The organism is Neisseria sp. N95_16 (assembly GCF_002551535.2).
Classification (GTDB): domain Bacteria; phylum Pseudomonadota; class Gammaproteobacteria; order Burkholderiales; family Neisseriaceae; genus Neisseria; species Neisseria brasiliensis.
In genome coordinates this window covers 22504-45468 of record NZ_PDBT02000002.1, presented here as the reverse complement: position 1 = coordinate 45468, position 22965 = coordinate 22504, and the positions used below count along the sequence as shown (strand labels likewise).

Genomic DNA, 22965 nt, shown 5'->3' with positions numbered 1-22965 from the left:
TTACCAAAGCAAGTTAATCTTCTAGGAATTCTTTGAAGGTTGCCAATACGTCTTCAGGGTTGTGAAGGGTTTTTAAGGTTTCTATCATGGCGCGTTCCAGTGTTTTGACACGCTCGATGTTGTATAGCTTCTCTTCCAGTTCGGCCAACTCCATCTTTAGTCGGACTAATTTGTCCAGTGCATTCGTGGCCGCGGACAGCACGGCCGCTGCACCGGCAGTAGCTTGACCTTCTAACAACAACTGCTGCGCTGCTTCGGCGGATTGGTTACATCGCAGGTAGTTCTCTACTAACGCCTTATTCAGGTCAACTTCCTTTACTTCACCTAAACCGGCATAGATGGTGTCGGCAAAGTTTTTTAACTCTTCATTTGTCCAACCTGTTGTATCTATTGTTTTCATGACTAAACCATTTATACATATAGTGTATAATATTATACACAAAAGGCATAAATAATGTTAAGATACTGAATATCTATCAAGCATTGGTTGTGATATGGGTTTAATGGGGAAATTGGGTGCGCCATTTCGAGGTTTGTGGGCTGCTAAGTCTACAGACCGCGTCAGTGCGCCTGAAAACTCTGTACCGAGTAAATTGGTAAAAGCCCAACAATCCCGAGCAAGATACTTTTCTAAATCATCTGCCGGTAGTGGCGACGCTCTGACAAAAACAGAACGCCGTTTGATTAATACAGACATTACGACCTACCGAAGCGGGTCGGATACGGATACGGTTATTCGAGATTTTTCGATTGCTTCTCCGGATTTATCTGCTTCTTTAAATGCTTATATCCGCACTGCGGTTACCGGTAATTATGTTTCAGTGGCCAAGAATCTAGATGGTACGTTTAACGCTGATGCCACGATGGCCTTGCAATCTATTCTGACACGGTTTGACGTGCTGAATAATTATGGGGAAGGGTTTAGCAATACACCTTCTATCCGCGCGCTTGCTGAATCCTTGGCAAGAGAGTTCAGACTTTACGGCGCAGCGGCAGTGGAGTTGGTATTGGATAAACAAAAGAACCCAATCCGTCTGCAACCGGTCTCTGTTTCTACATTGAAATTCGAGTTGGATAAGTCGGGGCAGATTTTCCCGACTCAGGAAATCGACAATACTAAAGTCAGCTTGGATATTCCTACGTTCTTTTACCGCTCTATCGATCAAGACCTGCTGACACCTTATGCGTTAAGTCCAATGGAAGCAGCTTTGCAGCCTGTGCTGTTTATGCAGGAGTTTATGAATGACTTACGCAGAGTGGTAAAACGGGCACTGTTCCCGCGGCTGAATGTTAAATTAAATTCCGCTGAGATATTGGCTGCTATGCCGCCTCAGTATCGGGAAACGCCTGAAAAGACCAATGAATATTTAAGCAGTGTGGTCGCGGATGTGGCAGACCATGTGAACGGACTGTCACCTGAAGACGCAATGGTGTATTTGGATACGCTGGAGATTGATTATCTGTCTCGTGGTAACGTCTCTCTGAATACCGAAATTGATGTGTTACAGAGTTTGATTAACGGTAAAGCTTCGACAGGTTCTAAGACGATGCCGTCTATCTTAGGTCAAGGGTCCTCGTCTAATAATATCGCTTCTACCGAAACGCTGCTGTTTATGAAGTCAGCTGAAGGTGTACAGTTTGCTTTGAATGACCTGTTCAGTCAGGCATTAACATTGGCTGTACGCATTTTAGGTTATGACGTTTTTGTTGAGTTTACCTTTGAGCGAATTGACTTACGGCCTGAAAGTGAGTTGGAAGCTTTCCGTTCGATGAAACAGTCAAGGGTGTTGGAGCTGCTGAGTTTGGGAATGTATTCGGATGCTCAAGCGAGCTTGGAGTTAATCGGGAAAATCCCTGACCCGAATGCACCGAAGCTGTCCGGTACGATGTTTAAGTATGGGTCAACCGATACATCTAACCCATATAGCGGAACATCACAGGGGACATTAAATCAAAATCTGAACTCTGACCAACCGACTAATGCTAAATCTCAAAATGGTGGGAAGAAAGGTAATTGATGAAACTTTATAAAGGGGCAATGTGGGCCGGTACGGAAGAGACACTGTATGCCGCACAAAATGCTTTAGACAAGATTGAAGCCAATCTGACAACTTTTAAACCTGATGAAGTTGATACCGGCAACCCTTTTGTGAAAACAGTAGGTTCAACCGCTATCATCAGCATTAAAGGCCCTTTGCTGAATGCCGATATTCCTGACGAGTTTGCGCGTTTTGTCGGAGTGACAACCTACCCCGGTCTGCAGCGAGCTGTACAGGCTGTTGAAACTGATTCGGACGTATCGCGTGTCATCTTGGATGTTGATTCAGGTGGCGGACAGGTAAAAGGCTTATACGACACACGTCAAGCGTTACTGCGATTAGCTGCCAGCAAACCGGTTGAAACTTTCGCCGGTGAGTGTATCGCCAGCGCGGCTTACTGGTTAGGTAGTTGCGGTAAGAGTATCACCGCATTGCCTGTGACAGTAGCAGGTTCCATCGGGGTAATCGCCGTCCACTACGATGAACGAGACGCTGCACGGGCGGAAGGCTATAAACCTTATGTATTGCGAGCCGGTGCGAAAAAGCACTTAGGTCATTCGATGGAGGAATTTTCTCCTGAGGCACAGGCTGAGATTCAGAAGTCATTGGATTTTACGCATAAGACATTCATGCAGGATGTTGCGGATAGTCGCGGTATGAGTTTGGCGGCTGTTTCCACTACGGTTGGAAACGGTCAAGTATTCTACGGTCAAGAGGCAGTGGATGTGGGTTTGGTTGACAAGCTCGGCTCTTTTGAATCGTTGATGATGAAGCAGAGTCAAAACTCTGTGTTTAATGTAAACCGAAGTGGTTATACCACTGCTGCCCAAGTATCAGATGTAACCGGGCAGGTCAATAACGGAGAATTTACCATGAATTTAGAAGAAGCAATGGTGGAAATTGGCCGTCTGAATGGTGAAGCGGAAACCTCGAAAAACGCGTTAGCGGCGATTGAGGCAAAAGCTGCCACTTTGGAGGCTGAGAAATTACAATTGGAAGTATCTAACAAAGCATTGGCTGCTTCATTGGCTGAAGCGAACAGCGAGAACGAAGGTTTTGCTGATGTTTTGAAAGCCAACATTGAAGCGAAAGCTTGCGCGCTGGGTACTAAAGTATTGATGCCGGAAACTTTGGCAGGATTGAAAACCATGAATGCCCAATTGGAAGGTGAGTTTCAAACCAAATTCCCTTCAGGTGCTGTAGCAGCAATTGCCCAACCTGAAGACAAGGAAGTCGCACAGGTTGAGATTGCTCCTTGGTTGAAACGAGTTAAATTGGAAAAAGGAGTTTAAGTATGGCGCAAGTAAATTTGGGTATCCAGTTGGATGTCAACACCCGTAATAATCAAGGTTGGAAATTGGGTACAAAAGAAAACCGTATCACTGATGCCGACATCCATAAAGCTGTTACCTTGGACGAATCTTTGGAAGGCACTTTGAAGTTGGCTGCTGAGGATGATGAAATCCGTGGTTTCATTGAATCTATCGAACCTGCTTCTGCTGATGGTCAAACTTTTGGTACCGTTGTTCGTCATGCTCCCGGTGTCCGTGTATGGGTAACCGGTTCAGGACTGACCAAGGGTAAAATGGTTGTAGCCGCTAAACAGACTGATGCCGGTGTAGCCAATGCCAAGGCTTTCCCACGTCAAGATTCACGTGGTTTGACCCCTGTAAAAGAAGGCAATCCTGAAACATTTAAATGGCAAGTCATTCGCGTTGTCGGCGCTGATGTCTTCCTGATTGAAGCAATTTAATAAGAGGTGATTATGACAACAGCAATTATTTACGGTAATAAAGGCCGTCAGGAAGTATCGGTTGATGCCAAGATTTATGAGAAAGCCCACGATGCCAAGTGTACCGTTCCTCAATATTTGGAACGTGAATTCGGCGCGGACGTAAACCCTGCCAAACATGGTACTGTTTTCTCACAAATGTTGGCTCAATGTAATATGAACCTTGAGAAAGACCGTGTAACCGGTTTGGGTTCTGCCACATTGCGTAATGTTTTGGACGGTTCTTACGCCCAAGGTATGGACGCGGCGATTACTAAAGAGAGTATCCCTTTGTCACGTATCTTGGCTCCTGCGGCAATCTTGGAATTGTTGGAGCTGAATCGTCGTGAAGACCGCTCTAGCGATGTTGCAGCGTTCAACTCTATGTTGGCGACCGATGTATCTATCAGCGGAAACCGATATGAGCAACCTGTATTTGATACTACAGGCGCTGATTTGCAAGAAGTGAGTCGTATTGGTCAATTGCAAGTGCCGAATATTGTGGGTCAATTGTTTGTGTCTGAACGTAGTGGCTCTATTCCGACTTATTCTTATGGTTTGGAAATTTCTGACGAAGCTGCTAAGAGCATGACCATTGACCAAGTGGCTATCTATTTGGAAGTGATGGCCAATGCTCAGTCGGGTGCTTTGGTTGATGCCCACATCAACGCATTGTTTAATGGCAACCCTGACATTAAACAAGGGCCCTTGGAATCCGTGAAGGCTAAAACGTTTGATGAAGCCGCTTCAGGCAAACTGACCCATCGTGCGTATGTGAAGTGGCTGCGTCAGAACCGCCGTTTGCGCAATATCTCGCATGTATTGTGTGATGAAGAGACTTACTTCAAGATTATTGACCGTGAAGGCCGCCCTACTGCTTCAACCTTGCATGTGGAAGATAAAGAAATTCACGCTTACGATGCCCGTGTGATGAACTACGGTTTTGAGGAGCCGCAAATCTTTATCGTCAATGATGGTGTGATTCCGACTGACACTTTGGTTGGTTTGGATAGCCGTTTTGCCATTGCTAAAGTCCGCAACAGCGAAGCTGATTACCGAGCAACTGAAGAGTTGATTATGCGTAAAGGTACTCAAATGCGCTTTGACGAAGGCAGCGTGGTTTACCGCTTGCATGAAAATGCATGGACAGCATTGGATTTGACCGCTTAATTTTTATTGGGGCGGATTTATACGATTGTATAAATCCGCTTATTAGGAGGTAAGGATGAAAGTTTACGCAGTAAAAGCACTACCCTTGTGGAACCCTGTTGATTGTGTGCTGATTGGCCAAGAGCCTGTTGAAGTTTCAGATAGTCCTTGGATTCGTGCTCAATTGCGCGTAGGGAATTTTGTAGAAGTCGTAGAAGCGGAAGAAGTTACGAAAAAGCCAACACGTACACCTAAGGCCGCCAGTAAATCTTAGGAGTTGAACGATGGCGGATTACCAAACTATCCCAGACCCTGCGGAAATCTTTGAATCAACGGTTGAACCGACCTACATCACCTTGGAGCCTTATGGGCAGTTGACCACGACTGACGAAATCAGGGCCGTATTCGGACTGTCTCAAGTAGAGTTGCCTGATGAAGTTTTGTCCCAACGGGTGTACAGCCGGGCGGCTTACAACAGTATGACGATGTTGGTACCTAGTCTGAACAATTTATGGGGTGAAGGAGAGGTTGCCCAAAACAATCTTCGACCTTTGGTAGAGGATTATGTTTTATACAGTATTGCGAACCAAATTTGCGATGTACTGCCGATTTTGTTGGCACGAACTATCTCCGATTCTAAAGCGACTTTCCAACGGTTTGATACGGATTTGCAGACTGTTATTAATAGTATCCGTCAACGGTTTGCATTGGCTTCAAAGGCATTGGCAGAGGGTGTGGAAACGACCTCAACACCTGCATTGATTCGCCCTACGTTGTTTGGCTCCGGAACCCCTAATTACGACCCTGTAACAGGTGAAGGTTAATGGCTGAATTACATCATGTATCCAATTATTTCGACAGAACACCTATGTGGGATGCCTACACGGGGCAGAAGTTGCGGGCTAAGTGTCAGGTAACACCTTGGGATACGCCGCGCCGTGATGGTATGACGACTATTAGACGAACGTTGTTTGTCAAAGCCGGTACGGTTTTCCCTTATCGGGGTGCAGTGGTGGTTGCCGGTCAGGTTTGGATTATCTCCCGACTGAATAATCCTGATACATGGGGTGAGAATATCGCCAGGGAAGGTTACGTGGCTCAGTATGCCCGAGTTGGTCGCTTGGCGGATACACAGGCGATGATTGATAACACCGGCTACCCTTTATATCTGTCTCGGGTTTGGGTGAAAGACGTGAAGGATATTACGACTACGTCGGAAGCCCAAGGTCAGTATTACATCTACTTCACTCATGCAGAACCTGTCAAGGTTGGTGGGTTTATCTTATCCGATGACCGCTGGCATATTGTCAGAAACATTATCAACGGCACTGCCGGATTGAGGGTGGCGGAGTGCAATGAATTGGAGGAAGACTGCATTGTGGATGTGGCGATTCATCTGGCCGGTGAGTACGACCCTGTCAGTGAGACGTACACCGATTCAGAGAGGGTGAATTTTAAATCCATTCTGATGAATTGGCGTGATGACTACTATCACAGTATGCCTAGTCGGGAGCCTGAACAGGTAGGTGATATGCGCTTAAGGATACCGCCTGAACATACAGACTTAGTCACTGAAGATACCCGACTACATTTGAAGGGGTATGAATGGAAGGTTGTAGAGTCTAGGTTGCATGAAGACGGGTCTGAATCTGCTGTTATTCGGAGAATTTGATGGCACGAACGGTCAAAATTTCGGTATCCACAAAGAAGCGTAACCCTAGAGCGGTGAACTTGTTGGTCAACAGATTGACAAAGAATGCGGAAGATTTAGTTTTGGAGGCTGCTGATGCTGCTATTGAAGCTGCTGTTAACTATACACCTAAGTGGTCTGGCACTGCTACTGCTGGTTGGATATTTACTACCGATAAGAACGAAGCTTATCAGGAAGAGGTAGCGAACGAAGACTTGAACTTTCCAGAAGGTATCAAGGATTTAAAAGCAGCTGCACTAAACCGTATGGTGATTGCTGAGGCAAAATCGCAAGCCAGACAACTGGTTAAAAGTATGTTGAAGAAGGATAAACGGGTTCAGATGTATTTGGTGAATACGGTTGCGCACTCGGAGTACTGGTTGGCAGAAAATCCGCCGATTAACTGGACTTTACGACATGTGAACAGTGATTACTACACGCTGTCTGATATTACCCGGGAAGCCAGCTTGGCTTACAGCTTGAAATCTGCGGATTTGGCTTATAAACGTTTCGGTTGGAGTTAATTCATGAGTGCGAGATTAGAGTTTAGAGACGCTGTTGCCCGTGCTTTTCAGGGCAAGTTTGCTAAGCGGCAGGATATCAGGGTACACCATGAAAATGGGTCGAATGTTGATATGAATAGTACGACTGTCCCTGTGGTGGCGTATGAGATTGTGTACCGTAACAGTCGTCAGGCGGATTTATCGGATAAACCTAGGAAGGTGGATACAGGAGAAATTCTGATAACCGTATTGGTGAAGGAGTTGTCAGGTGTCCGTTCGGCTATTCAATTAAGGGACGAGGCAGCAGAGTTGTTGGAGCGCTCTCGGTTTTCAGGTGCTTCAACCTCCATGGCAAGCTTACTGCCCAACTCTCATGCGGTTAAAGGTTGGGTGGGTTATCGTGCGGTTGTACCGTTTTGGCATTATCATTTTTAAATTAGAAAGGACTAAAGATGTCTATTAATAAGGTTGCATCTACCAGCTATGTACAGATGGCTTATATTCCTGAAATTGTTGCAGGTACAACACCTGATAAGGGTAAAGGTATTAATTTGCGCTTTACAGGGGAATCATTTAATCAGGCACTGACTGCGGAAGTGAGCGCTGAGATTGAGTCTTCACGTCAGACACGTTCACGCTTCCTGACTAACGCTGAAGTTGCCGGTGGTCTGAACTTCGAGCTGTCTGCCGGAGAGTATGACCCGTTCCTTGAAGCCTTGTTGATGGGTTCATGGAGTAAGTTTGGTAACAACGGGGTGTTGACTGCAGGTAAGGTGGTATTTGCTGCTAATGCGAAAACCATCACTTTTGGGAATGCCGTCAGCGGACTTGCGGCGGGTGACTATTTCTCTGTTCACGACGATAAAATTGAAGGCGTGAACCGCGGACCACACCGTGTTAAGTCGATTGACTCTGAGAAGAAGATTATTACCGTTTATGGTGAATTGAAAGACCAGATCGTTGAGGGCAGCAAGATTTATCACGGTAAGTTGGTCAACGGTGTGACTCCTAAATACTTTAGTATTGAAAAACAGTATACCGATGTGAAACAGACAACGGTATTCAGCGGTATGCAAGTTGGTAAGATGTCGGCTAACTTTAATATGCGCGCTGCGATTACAGGGTCGTTTGATTTTGTCGGCCGTTCTATGACAACCGGTACAGGCCGCCTGTTGGGCGACAAGGCTGCTTATACGGCCAGTCAGGACGGTTCGGTTATCGATACTGTATTGGGTATGAAGGATGTTCTGTTTAACGGTAAGACAACCAATGAACAATTGAGCGCGGGTATCACCGAACTGAGTTTGGAATTTGATAATAATTTACAAGGTTTGGGAGCTGTAGGGGTATTGGGAAATGTGGCTACTGTTGCCGGTACCATTAACTGCAGCGGATCGTTGACTATGTACATGAACGATTTGAGCTTGTATAAAAGTGTGCTGAATCAAGAACGCTTCCGTATCGAATGGTCTGTATACGACCGCGAAGGTCACGGTTATGCCTTCGTACTGCCTTCTGTGGAATTGGATTCCCCTGAAGCACAGGTTGGTCAGAAGGATGAAGCAGCCATGATTACGGTGAACTTCAACGCACTGATGGACCCTAAATTATCGAAGACAATGATTATCTACCGCTTCTGATTAAAAACTCCCGAAAGGGAGTTTTTAATCGTCTGACGCTGTAAATTATTTGTACAAATTTATACGGAAACTGTATAATCAAATTTTCCCTAGGAGACTAAAAATGAGTAAGACGAAAGTTAAAGGATTCAGTATTGCCCGTAACTTTAAAAATGATGAAGCTGCGGTGAATCACGGTGTTTGGCGTGATGTTTTTGACGGTTCGGCACGTTTGCTGGTTGCCCGATACAATAATGATGCACACACTGCCTACCTACGTACGGAGCGTGCTAAGGAAGCCAAGCTGTTGGAAAACAGTGAGAGTGATGAAGCTCAGACATTCCTTGAAGACTTGGGTAATCGAGCTTTAGCAAAACATATCTTAAAAGGTTGGGAGGGTATTTTAGATGAAGATGGTAAGACTGAACTTCCATTCTCAGAAGAAACTGCCTACAAGTTATTGACGGAATATGTTGAATTCAGCAACTTGGTATTCAGTTTGTCAATGGAAGTTGACCAATACCGTGCCTATGCAGAAGGTAAAGCTGTAAAAAACTAACCGAATGCCTCTTGTGGGAATCAAAGTGGGCAAGTCGGCTTGAACATTTACAAGCCATGCAAGATGCCGGTATGGAAGTCAGAGCTTTAAAGGAACGTCCTAAACTAAATCCTGACTACTACTGGCTGTATGAAGCTTACCACTTACTGTCCCCAAGTAGGCAACTCGGCTCAGTCGGAGAGTATTACATCCCTTTGACTGAGTATGAGGCTTACTTCAATATCGTCAATTTAACAGATGTGGAACAGCGGTCTTTGCTTGTTTCTGTCATCTCTAAAGTTGATGGTCAACTGCTTCAGGAAAAGTACAAGGAAACCACTAAGAATTAATGTCTTAGTGGTTTTTATGTATAAATTTATACGTAAATCGTATAAAATAGGTATAAATTAATCGGGGCACAGGTATGGACGATTTATACAATTTAAAGTTTAGTGTGGATGGACTGAACGAATCCATCAAAAAGTTGACGGAGTTTAATAAAACCTTAGCTAAGGTCGGTACAGACCAACGGGGTTTAACGGCTTATCAGGGGTCATTAAAAGAGACGGTTAGCAGCCTGAGCCAGTCTGTGGACAAACTGGCTCAGGAATCGTCCCGCATCTCTGACAACACATCTAAAATGATGGCTTCTATGGTCGCACAAGCTGAGGCGGCCGATAAAGCATTGACAAAGGTAACACGAAGCGCAAAGAAAGAGATTCAGGACACACTGAAAAACGTAAACTTTGACCAGTTTATGAATGGTGTCCGCAAGTTGAAAGCCGGAGCTGAGGTAACGACTCAAGAGTTAAATACTTTGGCCAAGACGGCTGCCAAACTAAAGGCTGTACATTTGGCAGTCAAATTCGACCTGTCTGATGAAACCGGAGTATCTAAGCTGCATCACGCGGTAGAAGATATTATGGGTAGTAAGGTCGCTACTTATGTTTCTAACGATGCGATTAGGCAGCACCAACGTTTAATTAATCTTCGCCAACAGGATTTAGAGTTGGCGAAGTTGATTGCTCAGGAAGAAAAAGAACAAGCTGCCTACCTCAAGCGTAATGAGCAGTTGCTCAAGCAGGAAGAGATGGCTCGCGCCCGAATCGCTAAGGCGCGGGAACGTGATGTAGCGCTGGCGTTTAAAGAAGCTGAAGCTAAGGAAAAAGCTCTTTTAAACGAGTTGAAATCGGCAGAAAAGTTAAACCAGTCCAACAACCGTAAAGTTGCCTCTTATGAGAAGCAGCTTAGTACTTTGCAACATGCGCTCAGGTATCAGAAAGGTTCGGCTGAATCTTTAGATAAGCAGTTGATTACCTTGAGAACCATTGAGGCTGAGTATAAACGGATTGCCGCCATGCAAGCCGGTGTATCCAAAAATTATGCCATACAGGAATTTACTAAGTCTCACGGGGTAGCAGCATACAGCGAAAATGAATCCAAACGCCGGAATGAGTTGTTGGCTTTAGGTGCGACCGAGTACAGCCGTCGCATTGACGACGCTAATAAAAAGCTTCAGCAGACTACCAAGTTAAGCCAAAACATTCACGGTATTTGGCGAGGCATTGCTGCGTCCACCGGCAACCTGTGGTTGTCTTGGGGTAACTTTGCCACGATGGCTGCCGGTTTGGCGGTCGGTGGGTCAGTGTTCCAATCCTTGAAGTTTGACCGTCAACTTGGTTGGCAGATGCAGTTGGTTGGGGTCGCTGCCGAGACTTCTGCTGAAGAGGTCAAACGTCTTCAGGATGAGGTCTTGCGACTAGGGTCTTCAGGCTCGCTTTATGGGCCTATTGAGCTGGCTTCTTCTTTACGCGTATTGGCGCAAGCCGGTATGAAAACCCAAGAAGCTCTTGCTGCTCTGCCAACAACTCTGAAACTGTCGCTGGTTGCTGAAGTAGATACTGAGAACTCTGCACTCTTCTTGGCCGGTTTGAAGTCTGCCTTTAACCTGACAGACTCTCAATTGCAGACTGCTGCTGACCAAACTGCCAAAGCTGCTGCCCTATCTCAAACGTCTATTGAACAGATGATGGAGTCGATGAAACAGGCTTCATCAGAGGCAAACAAATTCGGCCTGTCTGTTTCAGACACCTCCGCTGCCCTGGCTTTGCTGGCACGAGTAAACATTACCGGTTCGGCTGCAGGTACTGCAGTGAAGAACTTGCTGACAGACTTGGCAGGTCGTACTGTCCATTCACGCAAAGCTCTGGAAGAGTTAGGTATATCGGTTTACAACTCTAGTGGTATGTTGAAACCGTTCTCTAACATTATCCGAGAGTTGCAAGAACGCTTCCAAGGTATGTCGGACCAACAGAAACAAGGCTGGATGATCTCATTCTTGAACGAGCGTGGTATGCGTGCAGCCAACATTATTTTGAATACCTCGGTTGAGGAATTTGAAAAGTTGGCGGCGAATACAGCACGCGCCGGTGAGAATATGGGTTACACCACAACCCAAGCGGAATTGCTTGGAGAAACCTCTGAGGGTATGTTCCGTGGCATGACTTCGGCTTGGCAGACTCACTTCGCAGAAGTGGGCAACAGTGTGAATGACCCTTATAAACAACTGTTGCAAAGCATGACAGACTTAGCCAACTCTGAGAATCTGAAAGAGTTGACGACTGCGCTGTCAACAGGCTTCATCACGGCTGCGAAAGCTGCGGTAGGATTTACCTCGGCTGTTGCTACTATGGCACCTGTATTGCAGATGGCCGGTGCTTACATGGGGGTTGTAGGTACAGCTTCTGCTTTGAAGTGGGTAGCTGCGGTGAATGCCGGTACAGCTTCAGCAGGGTTGATGGCTTCGGCTTTGGTTAAATTGAGAGCGGTCTCTATGGCTTTGGTTGTCGGCAACCCAGTTATTGCCGCAGCCGGTGCTTTGGCGGCACTCGTTGTAGGGGTGTCTAAGGCGTATGACGCTTTACAACCTAAAGTAGCCAACATTAAAACAGAGTTCCAAAAGATTTCTGACGTGGCAGGTTCTGTCAGCAATAAGGTACTTGAGGATTTCAATACAATCGGTCGCGGTCTGAACATCGATAAGATGTTGGGTATCGGGTTTGATGCTGATAAATTCAACAAGTACAAAGAGTTGCAAGGTTCAATTGAGAGAGTCAGCAAAGAGTATGTATTGGCCATTGCCAGCAGCAATGAAGAGTTCCAAAACAATCTGACGAAGATTAAGACAGTTTCCACTAAAGAGTTGAACGACATCACTGAGTTGGAAAAGAAACTGGCTGAAGACTCCGCTAAAGAGCAAATTGAACAAAAGGTAATGGTACTTGACCGTACCAAATCTATTTTGACAGACCAGTTGGAGAAATTTGACCAACACCACTCTCATGTCAATAAATTGTCTGAAGATTCGATGAAGGTTCGTTTGGCTTTTGAGACCGAACTTCACCGTATTACGAAGGAATTGATGACGCAACGGACGACTTTGGCTATCGAACAGATTCGAGAAACAGCTGCCGAAGCCATCCGCCAACAGTCGGCATTGGAAGGCTTCTTTGGACGCGTAGCCAATACCTTCAACGGTAATGGACACTTTAACCAAAGCATCATGCGGGTATTGAACGCTGCCAAATCCGGCGACTATAAGGGGTTGACCGAGGTTGAGAAACGATCAGCAGGCCGACTGACTTCCGAAGCTGCAACAGGTGGGGCTATCAACTCCCGAAGTGCAGAAGCAGCATTGGTTGCATCAGGCGGAAAATTCAACCTACAAAGTCTGAAAGCCCTCCACAATTCTTTGTCTAACTCCACACAGAATGAGGCTTGGAGGCAGCAGGTCTTAGCGAATCCGCAAAGGGCTGCAATCCATGCCAAACAGGTTGTTGAATCTGCCGAAGCAGCGATTCAACACTTGCAACGGGAAGTTAACGATACTTGGTTCTCTGCGGTTAAACATGCCAAATACCAAGAGATTCAAAAGTTAAAGCAATTAAAAACTGCATTCAATAGCCGTTTGATAGCAGCCAACCAGATTGGCTTAGACCAAGGAGAAGAAGGGCGGGCAAGAAAGGTTGCAACCTCTGACCCTGAGGTCGTTGCACAAGGGTTGCCGGGACAATCAAGTAGAGCGTCCGGTGGACGGTCTGCCACTCAATCCCGAGCTGAGAGACCTGCACCTACTTACAACCCTGTAAATGTACAAAATCGAGAAGTAGCTTATCAAAAACGTTTGGTTCAAGCCCAAGACGCTGAATTGAAGCAACTTGAGTTTAGATTAGAACAGGACAAGTTAAAGAATGGTTTTGCCAGCCAAGAGTTGTTGATTCAGAAGCATCAGGCTGAGACCCGTTTGGCTCAGTTAAAGGTATCTCAAGCTCAAGAAGAGTTGGAGAAAGCCAAACTTCAAGATGAGCAAGCCTTGCTGAAGGCTCAAAAGGCCATGAACAACAGTAAGATGTCTGAAGCGGATAGGGCGAGAGCTGCGGCGGATTATAAAGCGTTGAGTGGACGTTCTTCTTTCGGGGCTTCCGGTTTGCGGTTGAAATCCCGAGAAGCCATTGAAGGCGGAAGAACTAAGGAGGGAACTTATGCGGCAGGGCATTTGTTCCAACGTATGTTTGGTAAAAATCTGGTGCATTTTGCGGCCTTTAATGACGGCTGGCATATGCGTAACCGCCCACGCAGCTACCACAATACAGGTTTGGCCTTAGACTTTACCCTTAAGACCCGACAACAAGGGGAAGAGGCGGTAGCCAAAATCAAGGCCATGATGGAATCCCTTGGGATAGCTGCTAAAGATTACTTTGTACAGTTTGAACGTAAAGGTGAGAAAGGTGCGACTGGTGACCACATTCACTTCCAGTGGCAGTCACTAGCTGCGGCAGCCAGATTTGCTGCTTTGCTGAAGTCAGGTAAAGTAGGTTCTGAGGTTCTTAATATTTTGAGTGGTGTCGGAGGTCAAGGTATCCAACAATCTTATGCAGCAGAAAAGGCACTACAGGCGCAACAGGCTGAATATGAGTTGCAACAGTTGCAGGTGAAGCAAGAGAAGGAGTTGCTGGCTCTGGAGTTGAGCCGTTTTGATGCCTCGACACGGTTAACAAATCAAAGGTCTGCCGAAGGTAGTCACCAGTTGGAAATCCGCAGGTCTTTAGGTTTAATCAGCGAGAAAGAGTACAACGACGAGAAACTCAAATTGCAAGTAGCCGGTATGCGACTTGAATTGGAACGAAAACTGCTGGAGTTAAAGTCCCAAGGTTATGCGGAAAACTCTTTTGAGTACCATCAGACCCAACAAGAGGGGTTGGATAACATCCGCCGTACGGAGGAAAGTGATGCAGCGCGTAGGGCACCTGCTGAGAATTGGCAAGACGGTGTGAGAACCTCGTTTAGAAGGTTGGCCGACGAAGCTGTTAATTACGGCAAGTTTGCCACAGATGCTTTTGAAACCGTCACCGGAGGTGTGACCAACAGTTTGAATGAATTGGCGTTAACCGGAAAACTCAACTTTAAGAGTATGTCGGCCAGCATCTTGTCGGACTTGTCGAAGATTTTCAGCCGAATGGCTGCGATGAAGTTGGTCTCTGCTATTGGCGGCGCGTTTATGAGTGCAGGTGCTTCAGCAGGTGCTTCTAACCCTACATTTGATGCTTTGTTTGCAAAAGGCGGGGTCATCGGGCAGCACGGGGTGATGAAAGCTTATGCGGCAGGTGGTGTGGTAAACAGTCCGACACGTTTTATCCATTCCGGCGGTAGAGGGTTGATGGGAGAAAACGGACCTGAAGGCATTCTGCCACTCAGCAGGCTGCCGAACGGGGATTTGGGCGTGAAAGCAATTGGTGTCGGGAATGCAGGTACTGTGGTTAACGCACCGGTTAATGTGGTTGTAACCGTAAATTCCGATGGAAGCAGTGACAGTGAAGTAAATGCTTCTGACTTCCAACAGTTAGGTAAAACTATTCAAAACACAGTAATACAGGTGTTGAATAAAGAACTTTTACCAGGGGGGGTTATTTATAAATCTATGAGGGGTCGAGCATGACGTTAAGCCAGTTGAAGTGGGATTTGTACTGGGCATATGGTAGAGATACTACTGTGATGTCAAAATGTGGTGACGGAACAGGGAAGTCCGCAGGTGTAGATCTGTATGAGGTAGTGCTGGCCAGTTCGCTACTGAAAAACATGGTAGCGCAACTGCCCAGCGGCGGCGATAAGTTAATCAAGGGTAAGTATGAGAGAGGTTATGAGAATCTAAAGTCTTTGGCCGAACTAATTGCTACCCACTTCGATTTACCCGAGCAAGCTGCCCAACTTTTTCTCTTGCGTTGGTTGGAGCTGCCTCACGAGCAGGAGTTGCAAAGTCTGACGGGCATTTTACAGTGCAGTAAATCTACAGTTACGAAAAAATGTAGAAAAGTATGTGTTTGGTTGGATAATTTGGAAATGAATGCTTTATATGAATTAAGAAGCAAAATCATTGATAATTAATAAGGAAACTGGTAAGATACAATTTGATAAATTAGTATTGTTGTAATAATAGCCTGCGAAAGCGGGCTATTATTTTGTAGAAAGTGTATAAATGAATACGTTTGCATGGATTCCTGATAAAGGCGTGGATAGAGAGCCTGATTTAGCCTTGAAAGAGGTTCAATTCGGTGAGGGTGTCGTGCAGGTGCAGCAAAAGTTTCTCGCTGCTCCAAAACATAAATTTAACCTTACCTTTATCCGAGAAAGCAGTGTAATCAATGAGATATATGATTTTCTGCTGAAGCAGAGGGGGAAGCGGTTTGTCTGGAAGTGTTATGACGGAACGACTTATGTGGTTCGATGTAAAACGATTAAACGCACTGAGACCGGTATTGTGGACACGCTGACGTGTGAGTTTAAAGAGGAGTATATGTAATTATGGCTAATATTCCACAACACACGGCACAAGAAGTGGAACAGTTGGATGTATCCGCCCGAGTTGAGTTGTGGGAACTTGACCTGCGACGAAACGGTGGAAAACTGCTGCGCTTCTGTAACCAACCCAATGAGAAACAGCAGTCTGTGGTTTGGAAGGGGCAGACTTATCAAGCCTATCCCATTCAAGGTGAAGGTTTCTCATTTAAAACAGAAGGGGCAACGGACAGACCTACTTTAATGGTCGCCAACTTACACGGCCTTGTTACTTCTGCGTTGGCGCAAGATGATTTTCTGATTGGCGCAACGGTCACGCGCCGTTTGGTACATGCGAAATTCTTAGATGCAGTTAACTTTACCAACGGCAATCCTTATGCCGACCCGCAGCAGGAAGTGGTGCAATATTTTGTACTGGAGCGTGTGGTATCGCTAACGTATGAATCGGCTACTTTTGAATTAACCATCCCGTCTGAGACGACAGGCGCAAGGCTGCCCAACCGCCGTGTAGTCGCTAATTTATGTGTTTGGCAATACCGTAAAGGGGCTTGCTCTTACTCAGGCGGCGCATGTGCTGATGAAAACGACAAGCCGACCAAGGATATTAATCAGGACAGATGCGGCAAACGTCTGAGCAGTTGCCGTATGCGTTTTGGGAATGACCCGTTGCCGTTTGGCGGATTCCCGGCAGCAGATAAGGTGAATAGCAGATGATTTTGAATGAGACAGTCAAGGCACGTATTTTAGAACATGCATCTGCTGACCCTGAGCGTGAAATCTGTGGTTTGGTAATAGAACATTCAGGCGGCTTGGATTATTTCCCGTGTCGCAATGCGGCGGACAATCCTGCTGAATTTTTTGCCATTGACCCTGATGATTGGATTGCCGCAGAAGAAGCTGCTGATGTGGTTGCGGTAGTTCATTCGCATATCAACGGTAAGCCTTATTTAAGTACGCAAGACCGTGTAAACCAGCTTCAGACGGGTTTGCCTTGGGTGCTGGTTTCAGACGGCCGGATACACGTGTTTGACTGCCGTCCAAAATTACTGGGACGGCCTTTTGTTTATGGGCAAGCTGATTGCTGCACACTGTCTCGTGATGCCTTGCATCTGTGTGGCGTGGATGTTCCAGATTCACACCGTTTCGGACTGGATGAAGATAGTGTGCGGCAGCGAATCATCAAGCACTTAAAGCTTTATGGGTTTGAAAAAGTGTTGGTTGAATCCATTCAGGCCGGAGATGTGGCGGTGTTTTCCATCGGCGGCGAAGCAAATCACGTGGGCTTTTATTTGGGCGACAGTACACTGCTGCACCATTTGACTGACCGACCGAGCCGGAAAGAGCATTTCGGCGGCTACCTGAAAAGTAAACTGCATTCGGTGTGGCGACACCCTGAATTTCAGACGGCCAATATCGAAGCAGCGTGGAATGATGTGGAGTTGTAAAGATGATGACGATTTATCTGCACGGGAACCTGAAGCAATTCGGCTCCCGTTTTGATTTGCATGTTGCTGATTCTGCCGAGGCGGTACGCGCTTTATGCAGCCAATTGCAGGGCTTTCGTAAGGTGCTGCAAGGCGGGCATTTTAAATTGCGCCATGGTAACCAAGTCATTATGCCCGAAGGCTTGGAAAAAACCTTGAGGGAGCAAGGGCATAAGACCTTGCATATCACACCTGTTGTGATGGGTGCAGGCGGTAGAAGCAGCGGTTTGCTGCAAGTTGTGATTGGGGCGGCATTGGTTGTTGCTGCATTTTGGACGGGCGGTTGGTCGTTAACCGGGTTAAGTACACTGGGTACGATAGCTGCCAGCATGGGTTTCTCCCTGATATTGGGCGGCGTGTCGCAAATGTTGACAAAAACGCCCAGTGTTGGCGATGTGAAGGATTCAAAAAACCTACAATCCAGCGCGTTTTCAGGCTTGCAGAATATGGCGGCAAATGGGCAGCCTGTACCGCTTATTTACGGTGAGGTGTTGGTTGGCTCGTTGGTGATTTCGCAGGGTATCACGTCTTATTCGACTCAAAGCGGCAATTCAACTGGGTTTACAACGCCGAAGTGGTTGGTACCAAAGGAACGTAAGGCCGGTGAGGGTGCTGTGGAGCGGACCCGTAAGATAGTTTAAAGAGTTATTAGGAGTTTGATATGGGTGGTAAATCGGGAGGCAAGGCTTACACGCCGATAGAGCATCCAGATAACCTGCAGTCAGCGCAGGTTGCGGAAATCATTGATTTATTGGGTGAAGGTGAAATTGCGCAAGAATTAGATTTGAAGCGTATCTACTTGAACGATACCCCTGTTCAAAATGCTGACGGAACATATAACTTTAAAGGTGTGGAAGTTGTTGCGAATAAGGGTACGCGCGACCAATTGCCGCTTGAAGGTTTTGAAAACACGCTGCGAACAGTGGGTGTTGGCGCACGTGTAAAGAAAGCCAAACCGATTGTGCGCGAAATCACCGACCCGACTGTGACCAGTCTGATTCTAACCTTGGGTGTGTCGGCTTTGGTGAGTACAACAGATAAAGGCGACCGCCTGACCACATCGGTTAGTATGCTGGTGGAATTTATTAAGGGCGGCACAACGGTTTATCTGGAACAGGTAACTTTCGACGGTAAAACAACTTCTCAATACCATGCCGATGATGTTTACGAAAACCTGCCTCAAGTACCGTTTTCTATTCGCGTTTCCCGAGTGGACGAAGATTCGACCAGTGAGCGTTTACAGAACGATACCTATTTTGCGGCTTACACTGAAGTGATTAATTCCAACCTATCTTATCCACACTCAGTGGTAGTAGGTATTAAGTTGGATTCCGCCCAATTCGGCAATCAGATTCCGACACGCAAGTATTTGGTCAAAGGTATGACCATCAGTGTACCTGAAAACTATGACCCTGAAACGCGTACTTATGATGGTATATGGTCGGGTGCATTCAAACCTGCTTGGACGAACAACCCTGCATGGGTGTTCTACGATGCTGTCACCAATGACCGCTACGGCTTAGGCGAAAAACTCAACGGTTTTGAAGTCGATAAGTGGGCACTGTATCAAATTGCCCAATACTGTGACGAGATGGTCGATGACGGTTACGGCGGTAAAGAACCACGAATGACGTGTAACCTGCATATTACAGATGAACGTGATGGGTACGAAGTGCTGAGCGACTTAGCCAGCATTTTCCGTGGCATCAGTATGTGGACGGGCAGTGTGTTAACCGTGTCGAATGACCGTGTGACTGAGCCTGTGGCGATTTACACCAATGCCAATGTGGTTGATGGCACGTTTAGTCGCAGCTTTGTAGCCAAGCGTGCGATGACCAGCGTCGTGCATGTGTCTTATTTGGATAAGCGTGAGATGTTCCGCCAAAAAACGGAATATGTTTCAGACGATGAGTTGGTTAAACGCTACGGGGAAAACGTTAAGTCTGTTGTGGCCTACGGTTGTACGTCACGCGGTCAGGCAGCGCGCTTAGGCCGGTGGATGTTGGAAACGGCAAAACGCGAACGGCAGACTATCACCTTTACCGTTGGTGCAGAGGGTTTGAAACACCTGCCGTTTGATGTGATTCAGGTGTCGGACAAGTATTGGGCTGACGAGATGGTCGGCGGACGTGTTGTGGCCGTTAAGGGTAAAACGGTGACACTGGACGTTGAGGTTAAAAGCGCGGTCGGTGGCACGCTGATTTACATGACTCAGTCAGGTCAGAAAACCTTGAGTATTGTGGGTTTATCAGCAGATAAGAAAACCATCACGGTAGCGGAAACACCTACCGGTTTGGTATCGGAGGCTGTTTGGTCGATGATTCCGTCAACAGGGGTGAAGCCGCAATTATTCCGTTGTTTGGCGATTGAAGAGAATACTGAAGCTGGCACCTACAGTGTGGTTGCTGTGGCGCATGACCCTGACAAAGACGCGATGGTTGATACCGGTGTGAAATTCACCACAGGTGGGCGTACCAGTGCCTACACCATGAAGCCTGAGGTGTATAACCCTACTGTAGAAGTTAACGGTAAAACCATGTCATTTACATTTGATTCAAATGTATCTGGTGGTAATGTCGAGTATGAGTTTACAGTTTACCGTGACGGTAAGATTGTTAAAAGTCCTGTAGTCCAAAGTTCGCCTAAATTTAATATGAGTGGTTTGGCTAATGGTAAATATGTGGTCAAAGTACGGGCTAAAGGCGATTACGGCTACTCGAACTATCTTGAGTATGGGTTCACTGTCGATTACAACATCACCGGTTTACGGGCTATTCCAAAAACTTTGGCGATTGATTTGGTATGGAATTGGCCTAGTATGGTTGTTTCTAACCTTGCGGCACAGATTTGGTATGCGAAGGTTGATGACCCGAACAAAGCCACGCTGTTGGCCACGGTACCGCATCCGCAAAACACTTATACCCTAAGTGGTGTAGGGGTGACTGATACCTATTACTTTTGGGCGCGAGGTGTATCGGAAACGGGAGAATATGGTGAATCTACCCCATCTGTGCGTGGTAGGGCGGACAAGGACCCAGCGCCGATTGTGGCGCAAATGCAGGGGGCAATTACCAAGTCTGCTTTAAGTCAGTCTCTACTTGAGCAGCTCAACAGCGACATGACTGAAGCGGCCGCCGATGCGGTTGCAGGAGAGGCTCAACAGCGTATTCGAGCTCTGAAAGCCGAAGCAGATGCCCGAACCAAGGCTATCAAAGCCGAACAAGCCGCACGGATGGCAGCGGTTAAAGCAGCGTCGGACAAGGCGGCGAGTGATTTGCTGGAGAAAGCTGACCAGTTAGGTACACGCATCACGACAACCGAAAACGTCAACAAAACCCAAGCGCGGCAAATCCGTACCGTTACCGCCGCGCAGGGTAAGACTGCTGCGGGTTTGGAAACGGAAAAGAAAGCCCGTGCAGATGGTATAGTTGCCGAAGCGAAAAAGCGTGAAACGCTGGCCGCGCGCGTGGGTAATGCGGAAGGTGCGATTAATGAAGAAAAGCGCGTACGCGCTGAAGCTAACCGTGTGCAAGCTGAAAAGACTTCACAATTGACATCACGCATTGCCGGTGCGGAAAGTGGTATCACCAAATTGCAAAAGACTGTTTCGGACAACGAGAAAGCCCGTGCGGAAGAGACTAAGCAATTGACTGCTCGGTTTGACAGGATGAACGTCGGTGGACGTAATTACCTTAGAGGTAGTGTAGATGCTGCTAAGTGGTGGTATTACACAAAACCTAAAGGTGATAGCGTTGCGGTAATTACTGATGACTATATCGCCATGACTAATGCAGCAACTTCTAATTACTGGAAGCAATTGCAGCAGTTTGGCTATGCTTTCCGTAATCGTGGTATTAACCCTGCGCTGAATGAGTTGGCAATTGGCGATGATGTGGTTATCAACGGCTATGTGAAAAATACTTCAACTCAATCGGTTACGTTCCATTCGATTCTGCGTTATGACGTGACCTCAGGATCTACTTCTGAAGGTTTAACTATCTCGCAAACTGTGGAAGCTAATAGCGATTGGACTTACTTTGAAATCAAAAGGAAGGTGGGTGGGAGCTTACCGAAAAATTATATAGGCAACCGCTTTATCCTGCTGTGTAGTGATGCATTTGATGGTGAGTTATCCTTTAAAAAGTTGAAAGTTGCTAAAGGCACAGTTGCTTCAGACTGGACACCTGCCCCTGAAGACTTGGAAACCAAAGCTGCTGCAACCGAAGCGGCTTTAACCGAATTTAAATCGGCTCAGGCTACTAAGGATACCGCTACTACCAAGAAAGTTAATGAAGCTATCTCAAAAGTGGGTAACGCTGAAGCCAAGTTGACGCAAACGCAGGAAACGCTTGCAGACACTAAGGGCAAGGTGCAATCCCTTTACACCTTAAAAGCTGAAACGCTAGCAGGTGGCCGAAAAGCAGTATCGGGCTTGATGATGGGGGCGGACGGACAGACTGCTGACAGTCAAATCTTGCTGATGGCGGATAAAGTCGGGTTTGTGCAGCCGCATACCAGCAAGATTATCCCGATGATGACCGTTACGCGTAATGGTATGGCACTCAACGGTGACTTGGTCGCTGACGGCACGATTTTGGGTAGACATATTGCGGCGAAGCAGACGATTAGTGCGCCTATTATTAACGGCGGCAAGGTATCAGCCTCCAGCTTTTTAGGCGGTAACATCAATATCGGCAATGGTAACTTTACTGTCGATTCCAACGGTAATATGACCGCGAAAAACGGTCGCTTTGAAGGGACGGTGAGGGCGGATAGGGTTGAGGGGGTGTTGGTAGAGGGAATTGAGTTTAAAAGGAGAGACCTTGGCGTAGTCCATAGACATTCGGGTATTAAGAACAAAATGCCTTACAAAACTATAGTTGCCCACTCTGAATATACTTTTACTAAGACAGACCCAAGGGAGGCCAGACTAATCTTTGAACCTATTTTTTTGGATTATGAGCACGGTACTACTGAAAGGTCTAAAATATCTTCGTCTGGAGTTGTCTATATTAATGGCGTAATTGCCCCTAAATCTGTAGCCGAATATAGAGGCAGTAATACGTTCTTAGGAGGTAGAGTGCACTTTGCACCCGGGGAGGGGAATCGTAGTTTACGATCCTTAAACCTACCAAAAGGCTACTGCACAATTAGGATATTGGTAGCCGGGGTGCAGGTTAAACAGGCTTACTCATTTAGCACCATTGACGAAATTAAAGACATCACACGCGCTCCTACGGATAATATAATTGACGCACTATTAATCTATAAATACCCTAGCCAGCTCGCAAATGCGGGCATTTTATGACCAAAAGAAAGG

The 22965-nt window shown here is 46.6% G+C and carries 20 protein-coding genes; 19 read left to right on the top strand and 1 reads right to left on the bottom strand.

The features are described 5' to 3' along the window. Positions 1-13 precede the first annotated feature (13 nt). Positions 14-400, bottom strand: a complete 387-nt coding sequence (locus tag CRG49_RS00640) for a hypothetical protein (protein ID WP_095502968.1) — start codon at positions 398-400, stop codon at positions 14-16. 94 nt (positions 401-494) lie between these two features. Here CRG49_RS00640 and CRG49_RS00635 point away from each other — a divergent pair, with 94 nt between their 5' ends. The 19 genes from CRG49_RS00635 (at position 495) to CRG49_RS00545 (ending at position 22953) form a co-directional block, all read left to right on the top strand. After that, positions 495-2018, top strand: coding sequence for a hypothetical protein (locus CRG49_RS00635; RefSeq protein ID WP_095502969.1), 1524 nt, complete (start codon positions 495-497; stop codon positions 2016-2018). Next, positions 2018-3331 (top strand): S49 family peptidase, encoded by a 1314-nt coding sequence (locus CRG49_RS00630; protein WP_095502970.1) that lies wholly within the window; start codon positions 2018-2020, stop codon positions 3329-3331. Before CRG49_RS00635 ends, CRG49_RS00630 begins: the two co-directional genes overlap by 1 nt. 2 nt (positions 3332-3333) lie before the next feature. Continuing rightward, positions 3334-3792: a hypothetical protein gene (locus CRG49_RS00625; protein WP_095502971.1), complete on the top strand. Its 459-nt coding sequence runs from the start codon at positions 3334-3336 to the stop codon at positions 3790-3792. Positions 3793-3804: 12 nt separating this feature from the next. Next, positions 3805-4980 (top strand): hypothetical protein, encoded by a 1176-nt coding sequence (locus CRG49_RS00620; protein ID WP_097784570.1) that lies wholly within the window; start codon positions 3805-3807, stop codon positions 4978-4980. A 55-nt stretch (positions 4981-5035) separates the two neighbouring features. Next, positions 5036-5233, top strand: coding sequence for a hypothetical protein (locus tag CRG49_RS00615; RefSeq protein WP_095502760.1), 198 nt, complete (start codon positions 5036-5038; stop codon positions 5231-5233). 10 nt (positions 5234-5243) lie between these two features. After that, positions 5244-5783, top strand: coding sequence for a hypothetical protein (locus CRG49_RS00610; protein ID WP_095502761.1), 540 nt, complete (start codon positions 5244-5246; stop codon positions 5781-5783). Beyond that, complete coding sequence (locus tag CRG49_RS00605; protein ID WP_095502762.1) at positions 5783-6631, top strand: hypothetical protein; 849 nt, start codon at positions 5783-5785, stop codon at positions 6629-6631. Before CRG49_RS00610 ends, CRG49_RS00605 begins: the two co-directional genes overlap by 1 nt. Then, positions 6631-7173, top strand: coding sequence for a hypothetical protein (locus CRG49_RS00600; protein ID WP_095502763.1), 543 nt, complete (start codon positions 6631-6633; stop codon positions 7171-7173). Before CRG49_RS00605 ends, CRG49_RS00600 begins: the two co-directional genes overlap by 1 nt. A 3-nt stretch (positions 7174-7176) precedes the next feature. Beyond that, on the top strand, positions 7177-7587 hold the full coding sequence (locus CRG49_RS00595; RefSeq protein WP_095502764.1) for a hypothetical protein: 411 nt from the start codon (positions 7177-7179) through the stop codon (positions 7585-7587). 17 nt (positions 7588-7604) lie between these two features. Further along, complete coding sequence (locus CRG49_RS00590) at positions 7605-8792, top strand: phage tail tube protein (RefSeq protein WP_095502765.1); 1188 nt, start codon at positions 7605-7607, stop codon at positions 8790-8792. A gap of 103 nt (positions 8793-8895) precedes the next feature. Then, positions 8896-9330 carry a hypothetical protein gene (locus CRG49_RS00585; protein ID WP_095502766.1) on the top strand — a complete coding sequence of 145 codons (435 nt, stop codon included), beginning with the start codon at positions 8896-8898 and terminating at the stop codon, positions 9328-9330. Between the two features lie 11 nt (positions 9331-9341). Then, positions 9342-9659: a hypothetical protein gene (locus CRG49_RS00580; RefSeq protein WP_095502767.1), complete on the top strand. Its 318-nt coding sequence runs from the start codon at positions 9342-9344 to the stop codon at positions 9657-9659. Positions 9660-9733: 74 nt separating this feature from the next. Beyond that, a complete protein-coding gene (locus CRG49_RS00575; RefSeq protein ID WP_095502768.1) occupies positions 9734-15304 on the top strand; it encodes a phage tail tape measure protein in 5571 nt (1856 codons plus the stop codon). After that, positions 15301-15750, top strand: coding sequence for a hypothetical protein (locus CRG49_RS00570; protein WP_095502769.1), 450 nt, complete (start codon positions 15301-15303; stop codon positions 15748-15750). The genes CRG49_RS00575 and CRG49_RS00570 overlap by 4 nt, the downstream gene beginning before the upstream one ends. 91 nt (positions 15751-15841) lie before the next feature. After that, positions 15842-16165, top strand: coding sequence for a phage tail protein (locus tag CRG49_RS00565; protein WP_095502770.1), 324 nt, complete (start codon positions 15842-15844; stop codon positions 16163-16165). Positions 16166-16167: 2 nt separating this feature from the next. Further along, entirely contained in the window at positions 16168-16875 is a 708-nt protein-coding gene (locus CRG49_RS00560) for a phage minor tail protein L (RefSeq protein WP_095502771.1), read from the top strand. Next, complete coding sequence (locus CRG49_RS00555; RefSeq protein WP_095502772.1) at positions 16872-17606, top strand: C40 family peptidase; 735 nt, start codon at positions 16872-16874, stop codon at positions 17604-17606. The genes CRG49_RS00560 and CRG49_RS00555 overlap by 4 nt, the downstream gene beginning before the upstream one ends. 2 nt (positions 17607-17608) lie before the next feature. Further along, positions 17609-18286, top strand: coding sequence for a tail assembly protein (locus CRG49_RS00550; RefSeq protein WP_154143266.1), 678 nt, complete (start codon positions 17609-17611; stop codon positions 18284-18286). A 20-nt stretch (positions 18287-18306) separates the two neighbouring features. Continuing rightward, a complete protein-coding gene (locus CRG49_RS00545; protein WP_095502773.1) occupies positions 18307-22953 on the top strand; it encodes a phage tail protein in 4647 nt (1548 codons plus the stop codon). Positions 22954-22965 lie beyond the last annotated feature (12 nt).